The 23,728-nt window shown below is 57.8% G+C and carries 20 protein-coding genes; 9 read left to right on the top strand and 11 right to left on the bottom strand.

The genetic code is table 11. The features are described from left to right. Window positions 1-215 precede the first annotated feature (215 nt). The 6 genes from A9404_RS05255 (at window position 216) to A9404_RS05230 (ending at window position 7,786) form a co-directional block, all read left to right on the top strand. Window positions 216-770 carry a PAS domain-containing protein gene (locus A9404_RS05255; RefSeq protein ID WP_082922757.1) on the top strand — a complete coding sequence of 185 codons (555 nt, stop codon included), beginning with the start codon at window positions 216-218 and terminating at the stop codon, window positions 768-770. Window positions 771-1,342: 572 nt separating this feature from the next. Then, complete coding sequence (locus tag A9404_RS05250) at window positions 1,343-2,830, top strand: glucan biosynthesis protein G (RefSeq protein WP_066099221.1); 1,488 nt, start codon at window positions 1,343-1,345, stop codon at window positions 2,828-2,830. Between the two features lie 8 nt (window positions 2,831-2,838). Continuing rightward, the gene (locus A9404_RS05245) at window positions 2,839-3,168 is read left to right on the top strand and encodes a hypothetical protein (RefSeq protein WP_156521248.1); all 330 of its coding nucleotides are present in this window, start codon (window positions 2,839-2,841) and stop codon (window positions 3,166-3,168) included. Then, window positions 3,165-5,270 carry a glucans biosynthesis glucosyltransferase MdoH gene (mdoH, locus tag A9404_RS05240; protein WP_066099219.1) on the top strand — a complete coding sequence of 702 codons (2,106 nt, stop codon included), beginning with the start codon at window positions 3,165-3,167 and terminating at the stop codon, window positions 5,268-5,270. The genes A9404_RS05245 and mdoH overlap by 4 nt, the downstream gene beginning before the upstream one ends. Window positions 5,271-5,353: 83 nt before the next feature. Continuing rightward, the gene (locus A9404_RS05235; protein ID WP_066099218.1) at window positions 5,354-7,078 is read left to right on the top strand and encodes a glucan biosynthesis protein; all 1,725 of its coding nucleotides are present in this window, start codon (window positions 5,354-5,356) and stop codon (window positions 7,076-7,078) included. Between the two features lie 60 nt (window positions 7,079-7,138). Beyond that, entirely contained in the window at window positions 7,139-7,786 is a 648-nt protein-coding gene (locus tag A9404_RS05230; RefSeq protein ID WP_066099217.1) for a MarC family protein, read from the top strand. A 138-nt stretch (window positions 7,787-7,924) separates the two neighbouring features. Here A9404_RS05230 and rpoH read toward each other — a convergent pair whose 3' ends face one another. The 4 genes from rpoH to ftsY form a co-directional block, all read right to left on the bottom strand. Next, complete coding sequence (gene rpoH, locus A9404_RS05225) at window positions 7,925-8,797, bottom strand: RNA polymerase sigma factor RpoH (protein ID WP_066099216.1); 873 nt, start codon at window positions 8,795-8,797, stop codon at window positions 7,925-7,927. A gap of 119 nt (window positions 8,798-8,916) precedes the next feature. Continuing rightward, window positions 8,917-9,897, bottom strand: a complete 981-nt coding sequence (locus A9404_RS05220) for a cell division protein FtsX (RefSeq protein ID WP_066099215.1) — start codon at window positions 9,895-9,897, stop codon at window positions 8,917-8,919. Then, a complete protein-coding gene (gene ftsE, locus A9404_RS05215) occupies window positions 9,897-10,565 on the bottom strand; it encodes a cell division ATP-binding protein FtsE (protein WP_066099214.1) in 669 nt (222 codons plus the stop codon). The genes A9404_RS05220 and ftsE overlap by 1 nt, the downstream gene beginning before the upstream one ends. After that, window positions 10,562-11,659: a signal recognition particle-docking protein FtsY gene (gene ftsY, locus A9404_RS05210; RefSeq protein WP_231880950.1), complete on the bottom strand. Its 1,098-nt coding sequence runs from the start codon at window positions 11,657-11,659 to the stop codon at window positions 10,562-10,564. The genes ftsE and ftsY overlap by 4 nt, the downstream gene beginning before the upstream one ends. Before the next feature lie 174 nt (window positions 11,660-11,833). Here ftsY and rsmD point away from each other — a divergent pair, with 174 nt between their 5' ends. Beyond that, window positions 11,834-12,550 carry a 16S rRNA (guanine(966)-N(2))-methyltransferase RsmD gene (gene rsmD, locus A9404_RS05205; protein ID WP_231880949.1) on the top strand — a complete coding sequence of 239 codons (717 nt, stop codon included), beginning with the start codon at window positions 11,834-11,836 and terminating at the stop codon, window positions 12,548-12,550. Between the two features lie 88 nt (window positions 12,551-12,638). Here the strand turns inward: rsmD and A9404_RS05200 are convergent, their stop codons facing one another. The 7 genes from A9404_RS05200 to A9404_RS13130 form a co-directional block, all read right to left on the bottom strand. Further along, window positions 12,639-13,142, bottom strand: coding sequence for a hypothetical protein (locus tag A9404_RS05200; protein WP_156521247.1), 504 nt, complete (start codon window positions 13,140-13,142; stop codon window positions 12,639-12,641). 18 nt (window positions 13,143-13,160) lie between these two features. After that, window positions 13,161-13,472, bottom strand: a complete 312-nt coding sequence (flgM, locus tag A9404_RS05195) for a flagellar biosynthesis anti-sigma factor FlgM (RefSeq protein WP_066099212.1) — start codon at window positions 13,470-13,472, stop codon at window positions 13,161-13,163. A 131-nt stretch (window positions 13,473-13,603) separates the two neighbouring features. After that, window positions 13,604-14,281 (bottom strand): flagellar basal body P-ring formation chaperone FlgA, encoded by a 678-nt coding sequence (flgA, locus tag A9404_RS05190; RefSeq protein ID WP_197490443.1) that lies wholly within the window; start codon window positions 14,279-14,281, stop codon window positions 13,604-13,606. Between the two features lie 512 nt (window positions 14,282-14,793). After that, window positions 14,794-15,393: a peroxiredoxin gene (locus A9404_RS05185; protein WP_066099211.1), complete on the bottom strand. Its 600-nt coding sequence runs from the start codon at window positions 15,391-15,393 to the stop codon at window positions 14,794-14,796. A 197-nt stretch (window positions 15,394-15,590) separates the two neighbouring features. Then, window positions 15,591-18,713 (bottom strand): bifunctional diguanylate cyclase/phosphodiesterase, encoded by a 3,123-nt coding sequence (locus tag A9404_RS05180; protein ID WP_066099210.1) that lies wholly within the window; start codon window positions 18,711-18,713, stop codon window positions 15,591-15,593. A gap of 1,077 nt (window positions 18,714-19,790) precedes the next feature. Beyond that, a complete protein-coding gene (locus A9404_RS05175; protein WP_066099209.1) occupies window positions 19,791-20,486 on the bottom strand; it encodes an MFS transporter in 696 nt (231 codons plus the stop codon). Between the two features lie 428 nt (window positions 20,487-20,914). Continuing rightward, on the bottom strand, window positions 20,915-21,520 hold the full coding sequence (locus tag A9404_RS13130; RefSeq protein WP_197490442.1) for a hypothetical protein: 606 nt from the start codon (window positions 21,518-21,520) through the stop codon (window positions 20,915-20,917). A 380-nt stretch (window positions 21,521-21,900) separates the two neighbouring features. Here A9404_RS13130 and A9404_RS05170 point away from each other — a divergent pair, with 380 nt between their 5' ends. Beyond that, window positions 21,901-22,353 carry a KilA-N domain-containing protein gene (locus A9404_RS05170; protein WP_066099208.1) on the top strand — a complete coding sequence of 151 codons (453 nt, stop codon included), beginning with the start codon at window positions 21,901-21,903 and terminating at the stop codon, window positions 22,351-22,353. Between the two features lie 380 nt (window positions 22,354-22,733). Beyond that, window positions 22,734-23,339, top strand: coding sequence for a recombinase family protein (locus tag A9404_RS05165; RefSeq protein WP_066099207.1), 606 nt, complete (start codon window positions 22,734-22,736; stop codon window positions 23,337-23,339). Window positions 23,340-23,728 lie beyond the last annotated feature (389 nt).

Here is a 23,728-nt window from a genome sequence, read left to right as displayed (position 1 = left end):
AACAGCATATAGTCTCGGTTCGAAACTGCCTCGAAGAGGTGCGCCATGCGACTTGGTGCGATTATTTCAGACAAATCTACTGGGTTGAAATTATTGGGAGAGCTCTCATGATCGCCTCCTGGATCATGTCACTTTCATGACGCGGCATCTATTTTTCACCCTGTTTCCGATGCCGCGACCAATCCGTGCAATCAAGCAATGAGGTATCTCCCATCATGCTATCCATGGGCTATCACCCGCCGGTCGACATCCGTCAGGTCACGAATCGCGTGATCGGTTTGGGCTCGCATCGCGCCTTGCAGTCCAAAACCGACCTGCAAGGCATCATCACCCACGCCAGTCAGTCGCTCGCGGACACTTCCGGGTACTCGGTCGAGGAACTGATCGGTCAACCACACAACATTTTGCGGCATCCCGATATGCCCGATACCGTCTACTACCTGATGTGGCAACGGATTCAGGCTGGTGAGGAGTTTTACGGCATCGTGAAGAATCGCTGCAAGAACGGCGATCACTATTGGGTGATGACTCGGGTTGCGATCTTGAGGCAGGACAACCGACCGATCGGGTATACCTCGGCCCGCTTTCTTCCGCGGGCGGACCTGATCCCGATCTGGGAAGATTTATTCCGCCGATTGCGCGAGGCGGAACAGGCATCTGGCTTCCGAGATGAGCGTCGGTATGGCCCCGCAAAGGATTTGCTCTGCAAATTCGTCCAACGTAAAGGCTACGAGAACCTCGGTCAGATGGTGCTTTCCCAGCGCGGTTGATCCGTTCGGCTGACCGGAAAGCTCTTCCCGCACGATCTTCGGCACACTGGGGGCGGCCCGGTCCCGAAGATATTGTTTCTTGCCGATCTGATGTTCGTTCCTGTCGTCCAAACTGGTTCCAGGCGAGCGTGTTCAATCGGTATTGTCGCGGTTGCCCAGACCTTTACGTCTTTAGCGGCGACATTCGTCCGCAGGCGATTTCAAGGCTGGGATATGTGGCTCTGAACGATAGATTGGGCACAAAGGTGTGGGTCGTTGTAGAGCCGCCACGGTCGAGCCCGGTTGGCTGGTCAGGGGACACGTCTCCCCGTGCCTGTGCAGTATGAATGCATGATGATTTAATTTATTGTAGGCAGTTCGGAGTGAAACTTATGAAGGATGCTGCTAAAGCTTAACTTGGGTTTTGGCAGATGTGGATTGCAGGCGGTTTCTGACACAGCGTCAAGTTATCGATGATCACTATACAAAATTGGACTTTTATGCGTTGTTTGAGAGTAAGTTCCGCGCGGTGGGTTCGGTCTTCGAGAATTACGCTGGCTGCGGTGGGGGCTCTATTTCTGGCTTTGGGAGGTATGAGTTCCACCGCCAACGCATTCGGACTGAACGATGTGGTGATTCAGGCCAAGCAACTGGCTTCCTCGGGCTATCAGCCGGTACCGAAGATTCCTGAGACGTTGACCCAGATCGACAAATCCACCTATGGCCGAATCGCGTTCAAGCCGAGCGCACAGCTATGGTCGTCGAGTCGGTTCAGCGTTTTGCCGATCGCAGCCGGCTATATCTACCAGCGACCGGTCGAACTGTATGAGGTGACGCCCCAGTCGGTCGCACCGATCGTCTTCGACAAGGGCCAGTTCGATTGGCCCAGTCCCAGTTTTGCCCAGAGCGTTCCGGCGAACCTCGGCTTTGCCGGTTTTTCGGTGGATTACCCCCTGTCCGGCCAGGACGCGAAGGATCTTCTGCTGACGTTTCTGGGCGGTACGCAGCTCAGTGTGGTAGCCGCCAATCAGGTGGAGGGTGCCCATGCCCGCGGCGTCGCCATCGACACTGGTCTGCCCCAGGGCGAACAGTTCCCGATGTTCACCAAGTTCTGGCTCGTCCGTCCCGATCCGGCCGACCACCACATGACCATTTATGCCCTGCTCGATGGCCAGTCGCTGACCGGTGCCTACGAGTTCGTGATCCGACCGGATGGTGAACGGGTGTCGGTGCACGTGACCGCCAGCCTCTTTCCGCGTACGCGCATCGCGCGGGTGGGACTTGCTCCCTTGTCGACCATGTATTTCTATGGACAGATCGGCCAGCGGCCCGCCGGGCAGTGGCGGCCCGGTGTGTTCGAGTCGGATGGCCTGCTGATGCACCTGGGGGAAGGGAACTGGGTCTATCGCTCATTACGCAATCCGTCGGAATTGCGCATCAACCAGTTCGATGCCGACGGAATTCGGGGTTTTGGCTTCATGCAACGCCAGAAGCGATTCTGCTATTTCGAGGATGTGCTTGCGCGTTACGAGAAACGGCCCTCGCTTTGGATTACCACCGAGGCCGGTTTCGGCAAGGGGAAGATCGTCCTGGTGCAGATTCCGACCAACAGCGATCTGCATGAAAACCAGATCGTCTTCTTCCAGCCCAGTGACACGGTCGACGCCGATCACCCCGTGTCGTTTGCCTATACGTTGACCGTCGGAGACAGTTCCGTCGCGGACGAACCGCTGGCGGAGGTTCGTCGGCCCATGATCGGGACCGCCAAGGTCAATGTGGACGACAAGACGGACAAGGCCTATCGCATCAACCTGGATTTCGCGGGCGGAAAACTGGGCGGGCTCGCACCGAATTCCCCGGTGATCGCGCAAATCGACACGGGTGGGACGGCCAACGTGCTCGAACAGGCGGTGGTGCCGCTTCCCGAGCCGGGCCACTGGCGTTTGTCCATGATGTTGGCGCCGACGGGGCGTGGCGAGATTCATGTTGATGCCACCCTGGCCATCGGCAAGAAGGTGCTGTCGGAAACCTGGCGTTATGAGTTGCCTTCCGACACCAGTCGATTCGGATTGATCAGGTAGGGATGACCATGTCCGACACGCATAGCGAGGTCACCTCGGTCGATCGCCCGTCGCCGGACGATATCGTCCGCATTACGGGGGCGGGAACGACCTGTCGCTATCCGGAGGCGATCTGCGATCAGTTGCGCTGGTTGCAGCGTCGCGTGTTCTATCAATTCATGCAGACGGGGTGCCCGACCATCGATCTCGAGGCGGACCTCTCGATCCAGCGTAACCGTACCGATCTGGCCGATCGACTCGCGGTTGCCGTCCCCGTGCTACAGACGATGCCTCAGATCCAGCGGGGCAGCGTTCAGCACGCGCACAAGAAGTCCATGCGTACGGAAGTTTCGGAATGAACCTCGCTGCCTCTCGCGATCCGTTCTTGCGGACGGCGCTGATCCGCCGCTGGGCGTTCATGTTTCTGGTCATGACCCAGACGGGGCTGGGTGTCTGGGGGATGATCTGGGTCCTGCCCTACCACGGCAGCCCCTGGATCGAGAAGGCCATCCTGGCAACCTTCATTCCCTTGTACGCCTTCGTGGCGGCGGGTTCGTGGATGGCCCTGTTCGGATTCTACATTCGTCGGCGTTACCGGGGGCGAGGCGATGCCAACGGTCTGCTGGCGCGGTTCGGCAGCAGACTGTCCACGGTTGATCCGGCGCCGACCGCGGTTCTTCTGCCGATCTATCACGAGGATGTCGAGCGGGTTTTCCGGGGATTGCAGGCCACCATCGAGTCGGTACTGGAGACCGGGCAGGGTGCGGCGTTCGAGTTCTTCGTGCTGTCCGACAGTCGGGATCCCGAGGTCTGGCTGGAAGAGCGCGCCGCCTGGCTGCGCTTGTGCGAAACCCTGAATTTGCATGGTCGGCTCCATTACCGTCGGCGCCGCGTGAACCTGAAGGCCAAGACCGGAAACGTGTCCGATTTCCTCCGTCGGTGGGGCAGCAGATTCAAGTATTTCATCGTGCTTGATGCCGACAGTGTGATGTCCGGTCCGGCCATGCTCACGCTGGCCCGGCTCATGGAGTGCGAACCCAGAGCCGGCATGATTCAGACGGTGCCGCGCCTGTTCAACGCGCGCTCGGCCTTCGCCCGGATGCAGCAGTTCGTCACGCACCTGTATGGCCCCTTGTTCAGCGAGGGACTGGCGGCTCTGCAACTGAACGAGGCGGTGTTCTGGGGCCATAACGCGATCATCCGTACGGAAGCCTTCATGACCCATTGCGGCCTGAAGAGCATGAAAGGATTCGGGTTGTGGCGCGGGACGGTGCTCAGCCACGATTTCGTCGAGGCCGCGTTCATTCGTCGCGCAGGTTATGAAGTCTGGCTGGAGACGGGAATCGAGGGCAGTTACGAGGAATCCCCACCGTCGCTGGATGACGAACTGATCCGCGACAAGCGCTGGTCGAAAGGCAACCTGCAGCATTTGCGGTTTCTGGGTTTCGAGCGGGGAATCGCGACGGCGCATCGCATGGCATTTCTGAACGGCATTTTCGCCTATCTGGCCTCGCCGGTCTGGTTCCTGTTCCTGCTGTTCAGCACGATCGAGGTGGCACAGTTCGCCGCGGGGGACATCAATTACTTCCCCGATGCGCGCAGTCTGTATCCGAACTGGCCGCAATGGCATCCGCAGTGGGCCATCATCCTTGTGACGAGTACCTTGATCACGCTCTTCCTGCCGAAACTGCTGGCGCTGTTCGAACTACTCATCTTTGACCGAAAACGCTTGCCCGGCTTCGGTTCTACCGGGCGTCTGCTGCAAGGATTCTTCCTGGAAAATCTGTTCTCGATTCTGCTCGCGCCGATTCGGATGCTGGCTCATTCGGCTTATGTCGTTCAAGCCGTGATCAACGTCAGTGTCGCTTGGGCCGGCCAGAACCGCAGTTCGGAAGTCGGCTGGGGTCAGGCATTTTTCCGGCATATGCCCGGGATGATCCTGGCATTGACCTGGTCGGGAATCGCCTTGGCGATGGATGCGAACTTTTTCTACTGGACCATACCGATCAGCGTGTCGCTCCTGCTGGCGGCGCCGATCACGGTGTGGTTGTCCCGGTTCTCGCTGGGTGATTCCTGGCGTGAAAAAGGGATTTGGGTCACGCCGCCGGAACAGGGCGTGGGCTGCCCGGTGCTGGTCCGTTTTTCCGAGATCGATTTGCCACCGTTGAAGCCGGTCAATGCGCCCGATTGGCTTCGGTGGACCTTGCTACATCCCAACCAGGCCCGGATCGCCGCAGCCTTGGCTGCGCATCGTACTGGTGCGGCCAAGCGCGCCAGCAGCGATCTGGGCGAGCGTATATTGCTCGAGGGCCTGGGGTCGATACCGCGTCGGCAGGCGGCCCGTGTGCTTGACGATGCCGATGCTGTCATGCGGATTCATCGTCATGCCTGGATGGCGGCGCCGGACGATGTCTGGGGGCGCGCAATCGATCAATTGACCCGATCGATCTGCGTCCGTTAGATCTCCGCCGTACACCGTATCGAATCGAATCGTTTTACACTCATTCCTCCGTGATCTTTTACCCTCTGGGAGTTTTGCCGGCCATGTCGAAAGAGTCTTCACATTCCGAACTGACGCCATCCGAATACACCCGTCGCGCATTCCTGTTCACATTGGCCAATGCCGGTGCGTTGGCGGCATTGGGCTTTCCGGAAGCGCAGGCCGCCGAGGTGCCCGCCACCCCCGCAACTGCGGCACCGGCCGGGACCACGGCAGTCAAGGCGCCCGTGCCCCCCGCAACGCCTGAGGGTCTCAGTCTGGGCGCACCCAAGCCGTTCTCCTTCAAGAGTCTCATCAGTCGTGCCGAGGAAATGGCCAAGGCGCCCTATCAGGCGCCCCCATCCCCCGTCCCCGAGGCGATCAAGGCCATCAACTACGATGCGGCCGGAAAAATTCAGTTCAATGCCAAGGACGCGCTTTGGCGCGATGGGCCCTCCGTTTATCCCATTACCTTCCGTCCCCTCGGCGAATATTTCCTGAAGTCGGTCAACATGCACGTGGTCGAGGGGGGGCGGGCGCGTGAAGTCGAGTATCGCCCCGACTATTTCACGATGCCGGCCGATAGTCCGCTGCATCAGGTTCCTGCGGGTCAATCGGCCATCTCCGGTTTCTGGGTGCAGCGATCCCGGCGGATCGGCGACTGGACGAAGTCCGAGCCGTGGGCGACGTTCCAGGGGGCGAGCTATTTCCGCGCCATTTCCCGGCAGGGTCAGGTGGGTATGTCCGCCCGCGGCATTGCCGTGAATACCGGCTTGCCCCAGGGCGAGGAGTTTCCCGACTTCCGGTCGTTCTGGTTCGAACCGGCTCTGAACGAGGGCGATCCGGTCGTGGTTTATGCCCTGCTGGACGGCCCATCGATTACCGGTGCCTATCGGTTCGAACTGCGATTCGATGGCGATACCGAGATGGTGATCGAAAATCATCTGTTCATTCGCAAGACCATCGATCAGCTGGGTATCGCGCCCCTGACTTCGATGTTCTGGTACGACGAAACCCCGAACAAGCATCTGCGGGGCTGGCGACCGGAGGTGCACGATTCCGATACCCTGGCCATCTGGCGCAGCGATAACGAACGGGCGGTTCGCCCTCTGACCAACCCGCCGGCACTGGCGTATTCCGCCTTCATCGACGAGCACCCGCGCGGTTTCGGCCTGTTGCAACGGGATCGCGATCCTTCCCACTACCTGGATGGCGTCGGCTACGAGAAACGGCCCTCGGTCTGGGTCGAACCGATCGTCGACAGCAAGGAATACGATGACTGGGGCAAGGGGTCGGTGACGCTCATCGAGATTCCGACCGATGACGAAACGTTCGACAACATCGTGGCCTTCTGGCAACCCAAAGGGCCGGCGTTGGCGGGTTCATCGCTGAACTTCAAGTATCGACTGTACTGGACGGAGCATGAACCCTTCTTCCCGCATGGGCATCTGGCGCGTGCCGTGGCATTGCGGGCCGGCCCCGGGGGGGATTTCGGACGTTCCCGCCCAGCCAATACGGTCAAGCTCGTCATCGAGTGGGAAAGTCAGCTGTTCCAGGGACACCAGACGTCGGAAGGTACGTTTACCGTGACGGCTTCTGCGGGCAAGATCAGTAACGTGAATGTCGACTGGGTGGCGGGCACCCCCCGTTGGCGTACGGAATTCGATCTGTTTGTCGACACGGATGCCCCAGTCGAACTCAATGGCGTGCTGTCGATTGGTGGGGAGGTCGTCAGCGAAACCTGGCTCTACCAATTCCATCGGCAAAGCTTCATCCAGATGATGGCCTAAGTTGGTAAAACGGTCACCGCCGTGGCGAGTGACATCCGATAAGTCGTACAGGAGGTTGTCTTGCCCGAATTGACGCATCATGTGCTAGCGGTGTTCATCGCATTTCTCGCCATGATGAATCCTGTGGCCAATGCCGTGATCTTTCTCGGCTTGACGGCGCAGATGGGTGTTCGGACGACTCGTCAGGTCGCCTGGCGTTCGGTTCGTGTCGCCTTTCTGATCGTGCTGGTCTTCATCCTGTTCGGACCCTTGGTCTTCTCCCTGTTCGGCATCACCCTGTCGGCCCTGAGGATTGCCGGTGGCATCCTGATCACCCTGGTCGGTTTCCGGATGCTGCACGGGGAGCATTCGCGGATTTCGCATCCGAAGCCGATTGCCGCACAGGCGGGTGAGGAGGTCGATACCGAGGATCAGACCGATGTCGCGATCACGCCGCTGGCCATTCCGGTTCTGGCGGGGCCGGGGACGATCGCGACGGCCATGAGCTATTCGCCGAGTGGGCACTGGCTCTATATCGGGGCAACCCTCGCGGTGTTTGTGGTGATCTGTGCCATCACCTTTTTCTCCTTCATCTTCGCGGAACGGATATTGGCCCGAATCGGGCGCGACGGCATTGCGGTGGTCACTCGGCTGATGGGGCTGATCCTGGCCGTCATCGGTGTGCAGATGTTCCTGGAGGGCGTCAAATCTTCCGGTGTGTTGGGCTAGGGTTGGCGTAGGCTGACTCGACGGTTTGACCCGGTCGGCCGCGCTGGTGCTTCCTGGCGTCCGGAATGAGAAAAAGCCCCCGGTGTCGGGGGCTTTTCAATGGCAGATGCCGTGATGATCGCTTCTGGCCGAGAGCGGTTACTCGGGTGCCGGGAGCGCCATTTTCAGCTTCTTGAGCGCCGCGTTTTCAATTTGCCGTACGCGCTCGGCAGAAACCTGATACTCGTCTGCCAGGGCCTGCAGCGTCGCCTTGGGTTCGCTCAGCCAGCGCCGCTCGAGGATGTCCCGGCTCCGCGGGTCGAGGCTGCTCAGGGCCTGCGACATGGCGTTGACGCGAACGTCTTCATCCCGTTGTGCCGTCAGATCTTCCACGGAGATCTGGTTGTGGTCGATCAGGGTCTGTTCGTAGGAGGGGCCGTTGCCCTCGTCGTCATAGTCGTGAACCGGTGCGTCCAGCGCGACGTCGTGGGTGTACAGCCGTGATTCCATCGTGACCACTTCACGCTCGGGCACGTTGAGTTCGGCGGCGATCGCACGGGTTTCCTCGGCGGTAAGCCAACCCAGCGAACCCTTCATCTGACGCATCTTGAAGAAGAGCTTGCGCTGGGCCTTGGTGGTCGCGATCTTCACGATCCGCCAATTCTTCAGGATGTATTCGTGGATTTCGGCACGGATCCAGTGCACGGCAAAGGTCACCAGCCGGACTTTCTGCTCGGGTTCGAAGCGCTTGACGGCCTTCATCAGGCCGATGTTGCCTTCCTGGATGAGGTCGGCCAAGGGCAGGCCGTAACCGCGATAGCCTCGCGCAATGTGCACGACAAAACGCAGATGCGCCATGATCAGCGCCTGAGCGGCCTTGATGTCGCCCGTATCCTTCAAGCGCTCGGCGAGGTTTTGTTCCTCTTCCGGCGTGAGCAGGGGGATGCGACGAACTTCGGCGAGATATTGCTGCAACGAATCACCGATCACCGGCATGGTGCGGGCGACGGCGATTTGATTCGGGGTGTTCATGGATTGAGACCTCTCAAATGTATAGCCAATCGTCGGGCGTTCGTATGGATCGTTCAATTTTAGCATTCTTTGTTAGAGTGCGGGGCGCGGATTTGGTTCCCTTGTATTCTGTGGGGGAATCACAGCCGAACGGATTTCTTGATGAAGTTTCGACCGATCATTTGAGCGCTGAGCCAGCCGAGGAAGAGCCCGATGCTGCCGAGAAGTCCGGTCATCAGCAGGGGCGCGATGACCGTAATGTGTGCCCCGTAATTGGTCGCCAGGTTGTTGATCGGCGTTGCCAGCGCCGTCAACAGGCCGTAGATGATCCCGCTGGCAAGCATGCCGCCGAGCAGTCCGGTGATGGCGCCATCGTAGAGCAGGGGCCTCAGCATGTACCGACTGGTGCTGCCGATCAGCGCCATCAGGGCGAGTTCTTCGCGGCGTTCCTGCAGTTCGAGTCGCAGGGTGTTGCCGATCACGAAAATCACCGTGATGCCGAACAGACCCAGCAGCCACCAGCTCAACTGATCGAAAAAGCCGCTGATTTCCTGAAGGCGCTTGATCCAGGCGCCGCCCTCCGAAATGCTGGCGACCAGCGGGTTCGCGCGAATCTGCCGTTTCAGGGATTCGACCGTTTCCCCGGTCAGTTGGTTCAGATGTACCAGGATGACGGCCGGCAACGGGTTGGGTTGTATGTCGCCCAGGCTATTGATGTTCAGTCGCTTGGCGAGTTCGTCGAGTCCTTGCTCCGGGGTGATCAACCGGCTGTCTCTCACGACTTGCTGTTGCTTGAGCCAGGCTTGAAAGGATTCGATCTGGTCGTTGTGCGCATTGGCCACCAGATAGACGTTCATCTGACCATTCTCGCTGGCCCACATGCCGCCGATTTCCTTGATCTGGCTGGCCAGGGTCATGATGAAGCCGGGCAATGCCAGGACGATGGCGATGGTAACGATGGTCGCCCAGGCGCTGATGGGCCGTCTGAGCAGGCGCCAGAGCGCATCCTTGAAACAGCGTCGATGGTGTTGGGCCCAGGCCGACAGCGCGTGCTCGCCGCGCGCTGTGCTCTTGCTGTTGACTCGGGCGGCAGAAAGGTCCTTCGGTTGGGCGCGGCTCATCAGAAGGCCTCTTCGATGTGGGACAGCCGACCCTGATTGAGCACGATGCGCGGGACGGCGTAGGTTTTGAGCAGGTGCAGGTCGTGACTGGCGATCAGGACCGTCACGCCGACGGCGTGGAAATCGGAAAACTGGTTGAAGATGTCCCGCGACAGTTCCGGATCGAGGTTGCCGGTCGGCTCGTCGGCGAGGAGGATCTTGGGTCGATTGACCAGGGCCCGAGCAATGTTGACCCGCTGCTGTTCGCCGCCGGAGAGTTCCTCGATCAGTGCCCGCTGGCGCATGAGCAGACCGACCTTGTCGAGGGCGGCCTCGACGCGGCGCCGAATGTCCTTGCCGCCATAGCCGGACACCTGAAGGGGGAGGGCGACGTTGTCGTAGACGCGCCGATCGGGCAGTAGGTGATGATCCTGAAACACTACGCCGATCTGGCGGCGCAGCTTGGGGTATTGATGATGGCGCATCTTCTGCAGGTCATGGCCGCCGATACGCACCTGACCGCTGGTCGGGTGATCGAGGGCGGGGATCATGCGCAACAGGGTGGACTTGCCCGAACCCGAGTGCCCGGTGAGAAAAACCATGCGTCCTTCCGGAATGTGGAAGCTCACATCCTGCAGGCCGAAGTGGCCGTTGCTGAAGCGGCGGCTGACCCCGTCGAATTCGATCATATGGCCTCTCGGTCCAGTAGTGCATCCACGAATTGCTGCGGCTCGAAGGGACGCAGATCGGCCAATTGTTCACCCACGCCGACGAAATGGATCGGCAGCCCCAGTTCGTCGGCGATTGCGAACAGGATGCCGCCCTTGGCCGTACCGTCGAGTTTGGTGACGATCAGGCCCGTGACGCCGACGGCCTGGTGGAACAGTCGCGCCTGACTCAGTGCATTCTGGCCGATGCTCGCATCGAGCACGAGCAGGATTTCGTGCGGAGCGTCCGGTTGGGCCTTGCCCAATACCCGGACCAGCTTTTTCAGTTCGTCCATCAGTCCGCCTTGAGTGTGCAGCCGCCCGGCGGTGTCGGCGATCAGCACGTCCGTGCCGCGTGCGCGAGCGGACTGGACAGCATCGAACAGGACCGAAGCGGCATCCTGTCGGCCCGGTTCGCCGATCACGGGGATCTGGTTGCGTTCGCCCCAGGTGATGAGCTGTTCCACGGCTGCCGCGCGGAAGGTATCGCCTGCGGCCAGCATGACCTTCCGTCCGGACTGCTTGAAGTGAAAGGCAAGCTTGCCGATGGTGGTGGTCTTGCCGGCGCCGTTGATTCCGCAGACCACGATGACATGGGGGTGCTCGTTCAATGGCGGACGGGGTTGATGGACGCGCTGAAGCCGGTCGACCATCAGTTGGCTGAGCTTTTCGAACAGCGCTTCGGGGTCGTTGACGATCTTGCGTGAGACGGCCTGCTGGAGTTCGTCGATCAGGGCCTGGGTGGTTGTTTGCCCGACGTCGGCCAGAACGAGGCGCATTTCCAGTTCTTCGATCAGTTCGTCGTCGATCTGTTTCTTGCCCAACACCAGATCGGCCAAACCTTCGGTGAAGCTGGAACGGGATCGCGTGAGTTGTTGCCAGAAGCGTGATTTGGGTTTGTCGGCCATGGCCTCGACAGGGGCAATCTCCGCCGGTTCGGATGGCGGTGAAACCGTGGTTGCGGCAGTTTCCTCGGTGGGTGTCGACGACTCTGGCGTTGCCAGGGTGTGTTCTTCAGGGGCTTGTTCCTGTCGGACGGGCTCTGCAACGGGCTCGGTATTTTTTTTTCGACGCAAGAATCCAAACATCAGGTGGCCTTTGGCAGGGGCAAATACGGAATGAACGGGTCGGGGTGCGAGTTTGTCCGCTCCCGAGTGATGACGCATCTTACCATGGGCAAAACGCTTCGATTACACGGATCAGGCAGGTCATAATTGCGTTGTGATGGAGTTGAATATCAGGAGCCTTTCGTGAGTCGTGCGCGTATGAAGCCCCCCTTGGCGGGAATCCGATCGAGAACGCGGGATCAGTCCGGCGAGGATGGCGCACCGCGTCGCCCCGGTAACGCGGCCACGATGCATGGTCGGCAAAAAGTTCGGATCACGGGGGGCGTCATGCGTTCCCGTCAGGTGACGTTTCCCGCCGCGCGAGGATTGCGCCCCACGCCCGATCGCGTACGGGAAACGCTGTTCAACTGGTTGGGACAGGATTTGACCGGTTGGCGGGTGCTTGATCTATTCGCCGGGAGCGGGGTGCTGGGCATGGAGGCGTTGTCGCGCGGTGCGGCCTGGCTGGGTGTCGTCGAGCAATCGGCACGGGTGGCCGAAGCGATCCGGCAGAACATGATGACGCTGGCCGTGCCCGACGAACAGGTCCGGATCTGGCGTACGGATGCGACCGCCTGGATCCGGCAGTCCGAGCAGTGGCTGGAAGGTACGGCGCCTATCGATCTGGTCTTTCTCGATCCGCCGTTTGCGGAGCCAGCATTGCTTGAGACGGTGCTGGCCGGTTTGAATGCAGTGCGTTGGCTGGCACCGGATGCGATCCTTTATGTGGAGCACAGTGCCGCCATGGCGCCCATCGAACTGCCGGGCTGGGAAAGGACACGACAGGGCCAGGCCGGGGAAAGCCTGTTCATGTTGTGGGCGCGTCGGGCGGATGGTGCCGATGTATCGCCCCCAGGGTAAGTGGACTGCAGGTGCGGTTGAGGGGATATGGCCGTCAACTAATTGGCGTCAGATATGTGGCCAGGATGGTTACGGGCTCGGCGCGCGTTCAGGCATCTCCCAGGGAGCGCTGACGCCCCGAGCCCGGGGCAGTTTTTCCACTGGATGCGTACAGGCTGGTATCGGCGGGCGATAAGGCCTGGGTCAGAACATTGACGCGTTCATGGATGTAGAAAGCCAGTCGATTCACGACTTCCTGATGACGCTGCATCAGGGTGTGGAGCACTTCGATACCGGGCTGCAGTTGCAGCCAGTCCTCAAGCAGATGTCCCTGATTCATCTGGTCGATCCGCTTGAGCGCAACCACCATGTCCATTCCGGGCGCGTGGGTGGCGGCCCATTGCTGACGCTGGCGTTCGGCGGTCTCGAGTCGCTCGTTCCCTGTCTTGATGGCGAGGACGATATCGTCCAGTTGCCGGTTTGCCTGTTCCGCCTCTGCCGGTGAGGCGATCAGGTCGGCGAGATGGCGGTGGCAGGTGGTGAGGTTATCCACGGCACCCCGCAGATCCTCGATCATCCGTTGGCTATCGGCAGTGATGTCAGGCGTGCTCACGAAAGTGGAACCGACGACTTAACTCGACTGGCCTTCCATCGAGGCAAATTTTGCGGCGATCTTGGCCGGGTCGATGGTGTACTGACCCTGGGCAATGAGATCCTTGATCCGGTCGACCTTGGCCTGATCGAAACTCGGTTCCGCTGCGAGGGATTGCGTGAGCGACTTCATGTTCGCGGCCCCTTCGGAGAGACTGACGGACGAGCCTTCGGTCGGTGCCCCGTTCGTGGCCTGGCTGTTCTGCGTGGAGTCGGCCTTGCTGGTGTTGCGGTTGTTGATGGCCGAGTTGCCATAGCCGTTCTTGCCGCTGACGCCGTCAATGATATCCATGGTAAATGTCCTCTACGAATTCGTTGGGCAGGCAAATCACGGTTTGCTTCTTACAGCGGTCATGCCGTGATCCGCTCGATACTTGCACGTTATGTCGGCAGCAATTCCAAAAACTTTAGCGCCATCGTGCATCAGGGAATCACGACCGTATGGGCATCACGAACGATCCCCTCGACAAGCTGTCCGGATCGGCTGTTCTTGACCATGACACGTTGCCCCTGGCCCGCAGCCGCCTGCGCAATGCCCTCTGCGGAAACCGTGATTCCGCCAGTGCCTGCCATCATGGTGACATGATCGCCTCGATGAACGATCTGCGCAATATTCAAATCCGTCTGGGTCAGTATCTGGCCCGCCTGCATCGGTCGTGCGACCACCTGGCCGATTGCCTGAGCCGGATCGGTGAGGTAGGCCTGGGTCTGCTGATTGGCATTTACCGTAAGCGGCGCAAGGTCCGCCTCGGTAACACGCTCGCCCGCAGACATGGGTCTTGAAAGGCTCAGAACCTGAACCATGTTTCGGATTTCTGCCGGGACATAGATCCGCCACGGACTGGTTCCTTCGCAGGCGACCTGAACCGTCACCCGCCCGCCGCGCGGATTGGGTTGACTGCCGGAATGAACGTGCAGTGGTTGATCGCAGTACTTGAGCTTGAGGCGGGGATCAAGGCGGCTGACCTGGAAGCTGGTGGCCGATCCGCCCGCGTCATAACGCGTAGCCATGAACTTCTCGACTGCCTCCTTGATCGATTCGTGGCTCTGGAATTGGGGTTGTTTCGTTTCAGCCCGAACCGACACGAGACTAGCGCACATACAGAGGCCGGCACCAAAGAGTAGGGCGCGTGTCCATGGGCGGACTGTGGCAAGTGGATCCAGCGGATGGGTTCGTTTATGCGACATGTAGGGCAATTCACCTGAGCAGCATTGAAGTACACGATGGATTGGGTTCATGAGCCCGGATCGGATTTTCCGGTATGCGTCAATCAAACGTCGAGTCGGTGTGGCGTTAACACTCATGATGTGATTTCAAGCATGTGCCGTGCCAATATGATTTGGTTGAGCTGGTTCAAGCCTGATTGAGGGGCAAATCTGCTCGGGATGCGTCATCGAAGTGAGCGGTAAGCCCAGGGTACATGGTTGTCGCAAATAAGGTAGGGAGATGCCATAGGGGGAATGACATGCGTTCGGGGGGCGGCTGAAGGTTTGCGCCGACCGTTTCCGGGGGGGGCGGGCAAGAAATCGGAATGGATTGACGGGGCCGGGCGTGTGGCCGGCCCCGCTGATCGTGCACGGGCGCACCTGATGGCGTCCCGGAGCGGAGCTGCTTACAGCTTGTCGGCGTTCTCAGCCAGATACTTCGCGACGCCTTCGGTGGATGCATCCATGCCCGCGTCGCCTTTCTGCCAGCCGGCCGGACAAACTTCACCATGCTCTTCGGTGAATTGCAGGGCGTCGATCAGACGCAGCATTTCATCGATGTTGCGGCCCAGCGGCAGATCGTTGACGACCTGATGGCGAACGATGCCGTCGCGATCGATCAGGAAGGAACCGCGCAGGGCAACGCCGCCATCGAGTTCGGTGTCGTAGGCCTTCGCGATTTCATGGCTGATGTCCGCCACCAGGGTGTACTTGACCGGACCGATGCCGCCTTTATCGACCGGCGTGTTTTTCCAGGCGAGGTGCGTGAATTCGGAGTCGATGGAGACGCCGATCACTTCGACGTTGCGGCTGGTGAATTCGGCCAGACGGTGATCGAAGGCGATCAGCTCGGACGGGCAGACGAAGGTGAAGTCCAGCGGATAGAAGAACAGGACCGCGTACTTGCCCTTGGTGAGTTCGGAAAAGGTGATCTGCTTGATTTCGTTGTTGCCCATGACCGCGTTGGCGGTGAAATCCGGGGCGGGTTTGCAAACGAGTACAGCCATAATGACACTCCATTAAAACAGCATGAAAAAACAGCAGCGCCGGTCGGGGGGTATCGCCCACCGAGGGGTGCGTGTTGGAAAGAAAAGCGGAAGCATGTCGGGTTGCGACCATGCGCCACCTGAGTATGTATCACAGCTGATGGACGGGCCTCAAGCACGGATTGCGCGATCTGCGGCCAGCCCGTTTCGAGGGCTCTTCACCCTTGGCTCCAGGGTGTGGCTTGAAACTCCCGGAACCAGTTGGAAAATTCGTGCGCCTGCAAGGGGCGGGAAATCAGATAGCCCTGGGCTTCCGCACAACCGATTTCCTGCAGGGCCTTGAGTTCTTCCTCGTGTTCGACCCCCTCGGCGATGACCTGCAACCCCAGCGTGCCCCCCAGGCTGACAATGGCACGGGTAATGGCCATGTCGGCGGGATCGGCAATCATGTCGGAGACGAAACTGCGGTCGATCTTGAGCTTGTCGAGAGGCAGGCGATTGAGATAGCTCAGACTCGAGTAGCCCGTGCCGAAGTCGTCGAGGGACAGGCCGATGCCCATTGCCTTGAGACGGTGAATTTCCGCCAGGTTACGCTCGCTTGCGGTCAGCATTACCGTTTCGGTCAGTTCCAACTGAAGGCAGGCAGCGGGCATCCCGCTATCCGCAAGGACGGCCGCGACCATGTCTGCGAAGTCGCCGCGCCTGAATTGGACGGCAGACACGTTGACCGCGATGGGCAGAGGCGCCATGCCTGCGTCCACCCAGTATTGATGAAGGCGGCAGGCCTCCGCCAGTACCCATCGACCGATGTCATGGATCAGGCCATTTTCCTCGGCGATGGGAATGAATTGCGACGGCGGAATCAGCCCCAGATCCGGCTGGCGCCACCGCAGCAGGGCCTCGACAGACACGACCTCGCCACTGACGCAGTCGACGACCGGCTGGACATGCAACTCGAACTCGTTGTTCTGGAGTGCCGACTGCAGATGATTTTCCGTGTTGAGCCGGTCGAGAGCATTGCGGTTCATCTCGGCACTGAAGAACTGGAAATTGTTGCGGCCTTGCGCCTTTGCCACGTACATCGCGGCATCGGCATTCCGCATCAGTCCCTCCATGTTGTCTGCATCCTCGGGGTAGATCGCGATACCGACGCTGCAGGAAATATGCAGTGCGATATCGCAGACCAGGTGCGTCTTCAGGATGAGGGGGATGAGTCTGCGCTCGACAATGTGTGCGACTTCCTGGGCATCGTCGACCGCATTGAGAATCATGACGAATTCGTCGCCCCCCTGTCGGCAGACCGTGTCGCCGGCACGGATCACTTCGCCGAGTCGCTCTGCCACGGATTTCAGCAGTGCGTCGCCTACATGGTGGCCCAATGAATCGTTGATGTTCTTGAAGCGGTCCAGATCGATGAAGAGCAGGGCGACGCGCTCCTTATGACGTTTGGCCTGTTCCAGGGCCAAGCGCAGCCGATCTTCGAACAGGAGGCGATTGGGCAGTCCAGTGAGAATGTCGTGATGGGCCAGATGGCGAATTTTCTCCTCCTGCTCGATCCGCTCCGTGATATCGACGAAGAGGGCGATGATATGACTCAGCGCGCCTTGTTCGTCACGAACCGTGTTCAGCGCCAGCCATTGGGGGGATTCCTCGCCGCTTTTCTTTCTGAGTCGGGTTTCGCCCTGCCAGGCACCTTGCTGGCGAATCAGTTCGACAAAGCTGGGCTGTGGTCCTGTTGTACCATGCGTACCCCGCAGGAACTCCGTGTCTCGTCCGACCATTTCGTCGATACGATAGCCGGTGGCCCGTGCCAGCGCGGCATTGGCCAGCAGGATGGTGTTGTCCGGGCCCAGTACCAGGATGCCCTCCGATGTGGCTTCGAAAATGGTTGCCCACAAACGCAGCCGCGCTTCAAGCAGTTTGATGGTGTTGATCGGTGCAAAGGTCGTTAATACGGCATCCTGGCCCTGGTAGCGTAACTGTGCGGCGGACAGCAAGGCCCAGGACGGACCGGTTGGGCCATTCCAGCGTGCCTCGAACTCGTGAACGGCCGCCTCGTCTGCCAAGCGTTGAAAGAACCTTGCCCGGGTCACCCGATCGAGTCCATCTGCCCAGGGATCCTCCCGGTCTATTTTCACCCAGGTGGTGGCTTGGGCGTTGATGTGGAGTACCTGATGTTCCGGGACCGAAGTCACCAGCAACGGGATCGGAATCGCCTCGATCAATTCGCGTTGCGCTTCGCTGGCGCGAGCTTGGGCGGCGAGTTCCTGCTGGACGAGTCGCTCATGATCGAGCTGTGCGAGCATCCTGTTGAAGCCCGTGACGAGTTGACCGATTTCGTCGCCGCTCCGCCAGTCGGCCCGCAACGTATAGTCATTCGTCGCCTGCACCTGGTCGGCAACCAGCGCGAGCCGCCGTAGGGGCAGGGCAATTTGCCGCGCGACGTAGAACACGAGAGACAAGATCAGCAACAACAGGGCGGCCGCCATGCTCAGATGTTCCCACATGCGTTTGAAAAGCATTTCGACACGGGCATGCAGCAGGATGTCGAGATTTTCCGCCGTAGCCTGCCAGGCAGCCCGCGTGCTCTTCAGGGCAGCGTTGCGTGCGGCGGCGAGCTTGGCAGGTTGATTGACTTCGACGCGCAGGAGGCTGTGCAAGTCGGTGAGCAATGGTATGCGCGTGGCATCCAGCTTGCCGGGCAGCATGTGGGTTGGGTTGCCGGCATAGGCAGCGTGGTAATCGGAGTCGATCCCGTCCAGCAGTGCACTGAGGCGGCCCTGGGCGATGAGGTATTGCGCCTTGTCGCCGCCGATGGTCGGGCTGTCGTAATTGAGCAGCTGCTCGAGCAGTTCCGGGAAGCGCAGTACCGTGAGGGACATCGTGTAATAACTGTCCAGATCCGGATCGAGAATGAGGTTCGACTGATCCCCGATATGTGCCAGCAGCTTGTTACCGGCGAGGAGCGCGTGGTTGCTGGCGGTATTTCTCGATTTCGTCGTCGTCAGACCCGCCAGGGCCTCATCCAGCCCATGGGCAAGCTGGGCGGTGTTCATGTTTGCGCCATAGGCCTTCTCGGCGTTTTGCAGGGCCTCACGGACTTCGGCAATATTTGATGCGTTCTTGCCGTCGTGGACATCGACGATCGTGAACAGGGCCTTGCGTACCGTATCGATGTAAGCATTCCCGACGATTTCCTTTCGGGCGAAATCGATGGCGATGAAGCTTTCGTTGATCAGAATCGAGGTGATGAAAATGACGGCGGTCAGATCGAGCAAATAGATCAACAACAATTTGCGCGATACGGAAAGTCGTCCGACCAATCTTGCAAAAATGTTCATGAGTGGGATGGAAACCTTCAGACAGGGGCTCAAATGTTTGAATATGGTGCAACTGATCTGGTGGCAGAATCAGTGAACGCTTATTTTCCAATTCATTCCTGAATCGTTCATCGTTACCCAGTCTACCTTTATTTTTTGTGGAATCGTCTAATTTCGCACTATTTGCAACAAATTGTTACTTTTTGGCTAGGTGGTTGGAAAATCTGGTATTTCTCAGTGTTTTTGTCAGGATATTGCGTCTGTTACTCCTCGCCTTGGCATACCAAGCGATTATGTTTTCCATGCTTTTCAATCCGATTAATAGCGATTTCAGGGAGAGGGGCTGATTTTTATCCGGTTAATTTTACGATTTTCTTAGGGCCAAATCTGGTCAGGAATTCGTTTAATCCACTGGCGCCATTACATTTATGCGCGCAATGATTAAGCAATATCTGGGCCTATACGGGCAGTTTGATCATGTTTTCGACATTTTCTTCGATTTGCGCAATGAAGCATTGATGCCGGGTTGTCCTGAAAGCGCGTCATAACCTGCCTTTCATCCATGACTACTCATTAGGATAGTAGAGGAGGCCGATGCAGTCCTGAGCCTCATTGTCATTAGTATTGTCATTGTGCAGCCGGGGGATGTCCGTCGTCATTGCGACAAAGAACGGCTCATCGTGCAGGCTGGGTGCAGGCTTGTCGCGGTGATTGTTCCGAATGTCCGGCGTCGAAAACACACCAAAACCAAAAGCCACCGGGCGGTGGCTTTGGTCGTTGTGATTTATTTGGTGCGCCCGACTGGCGACTTACTGGGGTGACTGTGATTGCATCATATTGATTCATATGAACGAATGGAAGGGTTTCTTTGCCAGATTGCCGGGATGTGTCCCCCATTGTGATACCTCTGAGTAGTATCCTGCAGGGGGTTCCGTTGGCGGCATCTGATGAGGGTGGGGCTACTTGTTCTTCTTTGGGGCCGGTGGCGGGCCTGATGGGCGCATGTTCGTTGTAGGCCCAGGCTTGTTGTTGCCTGCCTTCTCTCCGCCAAGTGCGGCAACGTCAAGGGTTTGTCCTTTCTGAAGGACTACAGATCCATCATTGGCTAGTGTTGGTTTCTTCTCCATCTTGCACCTCTATCAGTGTGTTGGGGGGTACCGCTTCGATAATGAACGAGCCCTTCGGCTTTGAAAGGTATATCTTCGGCAGCGAGTAGAGTTCATCGGACGTAGCATAGTCAAACACAGTTACATCACGGAGCACAAGCTCTTGTATATCATCAGCTTCCGAGTATGAGAGTACACGCCCTTGGTACGTTAGTTCGTTGGGGATGTCTCGAACATACACCCAGTCAATGTCTGGGGAGTTGAGGTAGAACGAGAAAAGATTCTCATCACCATACTTGCTTGAGATTCCTAGCTTGGATGCGAGTTTGTTGATGATTTTTTTGTTGTAGATATACGCAGTGATGGCTGCGACCGCCGGGGATAGGCTTGTAGCCCAGAACACATCCGAGATACGGATGGAAAAAGTTTGGGTACTTACTAAGGACCAGACATCAAGTGTGACAGATGAAAGCGTTAGTCTATCTGGGCATAGGTAGTGTGCTGGTATCCAGAACCCATATAGCACGCCTTGTAGAAGTACGTAGCATGAGACCCCGAAGATGAACGAGTAGATGCTGTACTTGAATGTTCCCCAACTCTTAGTGTGAGGGGAGATTTTGTCTGCTATCACCGCAGCAATCAGACCTGGGAATAAGATGATGCCAACGGTGATGGCTAACTCGTTCATGTCCTTCGGCTCGCTAGTCGGAAAGCTTCAAGGTGAATCATAACCGAATCTGATAGCCAAGCTACTAGCACGAGCCTTAAGGAAGGCGGGGCTTGACCCTCCACTTATGTTGGGACAGGTGACGGTAACCAATTTCACCACTAATTTCTGAAGGGGCAGGATTACTAAGGAAATCGGCAACATACCCCCGTGCCCCCTCCCGCAACATCTTCACCTTTCGTGAGGACGGCAACTTCAACATGACCAAGGTCGCTAAGGTGTTTGGGAAGAACGTCAGAGCTCTGAGGCTTCCCTCAACGTTGGGTTCTAGCCTTGTATGGGGTTTCCCTCAGTTAAGGTCATGACTTCGGTTCGCGGGGAGGGCTGTCATTCGAAATGGCCCACACCTTCAGTCACTGATAGAAATACATCTAGTGTGGTGTAGGGAGTCACTTTTGGGCGGTCGATGAGAGTTCGATTGCTGCAACGCTAGGGTCCGACTCCTCTAACACGACTTGAATTTTCCGGCCCGTATCTGTTGCGATGTAAGGTGCGGCGGCAGCTATGAGGATAGGGAATACCAGTCGCAAATCACCGCTGCTCCCGGTGCTCGATACAGTTGTTTTCCATAATTCCCGCTGTTCTTTGGTCCTGAGGTACCTCTGGAAGTCATATGCCGTAATTTGGGCGTACCTGTAGTAGGTGGTGTAAGAACCAGTTTCAGAGGTGTACCCAGTTACACCATACGAGGGAGTGTAGGTTGTTGTGCCCGAGTACGATGAAGAGTTGCCGTAAGACGAAAGCGTCCCATAGGTGTTGGATGAGGCAATGCCAGTTTGTCCATAAACTGGAAGTGAGTATGAATACTGATGGGACTGTGGGTCGCCAATGCCATATGAGAGAACGATAGCTACGTTGGCATTTGCTACGGTTTCGGCAGGTGTAAATCCGTGTGCGGCAAGGCCACGAGTGACATAGTGAGCGTACTCTTGGAACTGGAGGTCGTCCTTTGTGACCCCTTTGTTACCTGGAAGCAAAATATACGATTTTTTCATAGCCGCACTCGGTGAGGCTAGCGAGTCAACATTGACCAAGAACTTCGGTGGACCCATCGTAGCGCAACCGGGTAATGCTAGGACTACAGCAAGGGTGGCCAATTTGATGCGCGTCATTTCGTATCCTAATCCCTATTGTGGCTATTGATTTCAAATATGCTGCCACATTATATGGTTACGAAGTCACTTGAAAGTATTTTTGGCCTGAATTGACCGTCACTAAGACAGACGAGGTCATTGCGGTATAAATGCTGCACTCATTTTGATTCCATGTGCATGAATTGGGTTTAGGGGAAAAATCATCGTGTTGCGTCCGTGGGAGTTCATGTTGGTGCCAATTAGGTTGCACTTACGGATAAACCACAACAAGGAGCACACACATGAACAATCTCATCACCCATACCTACGAAGGCCATCGGTACCACTTCCGTGATGACGGCTACTTCAACATGACCAAGGCCGCAAAGGCCTACGGCAAGCGCTTGGACCACTTCTTCGAGAATGCCAGCACCGCTGCTTACATTGAAGTATTACAAGACCTATTCCCCGGAATCCAACCTATTAAAGCCAAGCGAGGCAATGGCAACCTGCCGACTGTAGGAACCTGGGGACACCCAAAGTTGGCAGTCTTTTTTGCTCAGTGGCTAGACACAAAGTTTGAGCTGTTTTGCAGCATGGTGATTGACGATATCCTCACGGGGAAGGCTGAGCTGACCATTCTCAAGCCTGTCGAGTCATCTGCTTTGAAGATGTCGCACTCTTTCCCCGAGGCCTTGCGACTGGCGGCTGAATTGGCCGAACAAGAAGAGCGGCTGTCTAGTCCCCGGAAATAGACGTATTAAAAAGTACCCAAACCTGAGGTTGGGGCTCGTCAGTTAGCGAAGCCCCCCTATGCAGAGTTGTACCTGGGGGTGTCTTTGATTTTGAGGTGCGGCTTCACCGTGCTTGAAGACACCCAATGGATTTAACTGAAATTTCCGAAGAGGCATCATTATGATGGGAAGAATCACTTCCCCCCCGTGGCATGCCACCAAACCATTCTCCCCTTCCAAGCAACTTCTATACTGGGTGCGTCATAGGTCATGGTCCAGAAGGTACACCCTGAGAGCCACCCTCGGCCCACAGCGCCAGCCATAGCTCATTACTGTTGATATTCTGTGAGCCATCATCCATGATATGAGCCATAGTCAATGAGCCACTCAGGGAGCCTCGCATGTCATCAGTCATCGCCTACGTCCGTGTCAGTACCGACGACCAAACCACCGAGAACCAACGCAGGCAGATTGAGACCCGCCACAAGGTAGACAAGTGGTTTCGAGATGATGGCGTATCCGGCTCTATACCTGCCGCACAGCGCCCCGGACTCTCGGCCTTGCTCGCCTATGTCCGGGAGGGAGATACGGTCATAGTGAGTGCCATAGACCGTTTGGGACGGAATACGATTGATGTGCTGTCCACCGTGGACACCTTGAAGACCAAAGGTGTTTCCGTGGTGTCTCTGCGTGAGGGTTTCGACCTATCCACTCCTGTTGGCAAGGCCATGATGGGTATGCTGGCGGTACTGGCCGAACTGGAGCGGGAGAACATCAAGGCAAGGCAGATGGCAGGGATTGAGCGGGCCAAGGCTGAGGGCAAGGCTCTAGGCCGGGAGAAGGTCATTGATGATGCCGCCGTGGCGAAGTGGAGGCAGGACAACGCCGCCAGCATCAAGCAAACCGCGACGCATTGGGGCATATCCACCGCCTCGGTCAAGAGGGCCTGCCAAGCACCAAAGCCGCCACGAGAGCTATCAGGAGCGCGTCAGGAAGCGCAGATATGACCCCTCAACGGAATTAGGTAGCACTATAGGAGGGGAAACCTCTGGGAAACTCAAGGTGCGCGACGTAAAGCTTCACGCAACTGTTCCCCTAGACGCAATCTTTATGCTTCAGAAGTCTTGTACGAGCCTCGGTTTCGCACCGCCTACGTACTTGGCTAACATCTGACGTGGTTAGTGAGGAGGTGATGGAACCTCATTGAAACCAGGCAACACTGAAAAACTCAGTGGTGATTGCGGATGGGGGAAATCTAAGGTGGCTCTGTAAAGCATAGCTATAGTAACAACTACAGTAGCTACTGAAGATGTCTTTAGTTGTCCTAAGTGTTCTCCATGGACAATCTCTTTCTCTCTCCTCCCTGAAAGCAATCATTGAGGGAAGACCACAGGTA

This window comes from Halothiobacillus diazotrophicus (assembly GCF_001663815.1).
GTDB lineage: Bacteria > Pseudomonadota > Gammaproteobacteria > Halothiobacillales > Halothiobacillaceae > Halothiobacillus > Halothiobacillus diazotrophicus.
This window is presented reverse-complemented; position numbering and strand designations above follow the sequence as displayed.

Coding starts and splice junctions, on each gene's coding strand:
- A9404_RS05235 (WP_066099218.1), top strand. CDS start 5,354: ATGTCGAAAGAGTCTTCACATTCCGAACTGACGCCATCCGAATACACC.
- ftsE (WP_066099214.1), bottom strand. CDS start 10,565: ATGATCGAATTCGACGGGGTCAGCCGCCGCTTCAGCAACGGCCACTTC.
- flgM (WP_066099212.1), bottom strand. CDS start 13,472: ATGGATATCATTGACGGCGTCAGCGGCAAGAACGGCTATGGCAACTCG.
- A9404_RS05250 (WP_066099221.1), top strand. CDS start 1,343: ATGAGTTCCACCGCCAACGCATTCGGACTGAACGATGTGGTGATTCAG.
- A9404_RS05180 (WP_066099210.1), bottom strand. CDS start 18,713: ATGAACATTTTTGCAAGATTGGTCGGACGACTTTCCGTATCGCGCAAA.
- A9404_RS05170 (WP_066099208.1), top strand. CDS start 21,901: ATGAACAATCTCATCACCCATACCTACGAAGGCCATCGGTACCACTTC.
- A9404_RS05175 (WP_066099209.1), bottom strand. CDS start 20,486: ATGAACGAGTTAGCCATCACCGTTGGCATCATCTTATTCCCAGGTCTG.
- A9404_RS05255 (WP_082922757.1), top strand. CDS start 216: ATGCTATCCATGGGCTATCACCCGCCGGTCGACATCCGTCAGGTCACG.
- A9404_RS05220 (WP_066099215.1), bottom strand. CDS start 9,897: ATGAGCCGCGCCCAACCGAAGGACCTTTCTGCCGCCCGAGTCAACAGC.
- A9404_RS05165 (WP_066099207.1), top strand. CDS start 22,734: ATGTCATCAGTCATCGCCTACGTCCGTGTCAGTACCGACGACCAAACC.
- flgA (WP_197490443.1), bottom strand. CDS start 14,281: ATGTGCGCTAGTCTCGTGTCGGTTCGGGCTGAAACGAAACAACCCCAA.
- A9404_RS05185 (WP_066099211.1), bottom strand. CDS start 15,393: ATGGCTGTACTCGTTTGCAAACCCGCCCCGGATTTCACCGCCAACGCG.
- rpoH (WP_066099216.1), bottom strand. CDS start 8,797: ATGAACACCCCGAATCAAATCGCCGTCGCCCGCACCATGCCGGTGATC.
- mdoH (WP_066099219.1), top strand. CDS start 3,165: ATGAACCTCGCTGCCTCTCGCGATCCGTTCTTGCGGACGGCGCTGATC.
- A9404_RS13130 (WP_197490442.1), bottom strand. CDS start 21,520: ATGAAAAAATCGTATATTTTGCTTCCAGGTAACAAAGGGGTCACAAAG.
- A9404_RS05245 (WP_156521248.1), top strand. CDS start 2,839: ATGTCCGACACGCATAGCGAGGTCACCTCGGTCGATCGCCCGTCGCCG.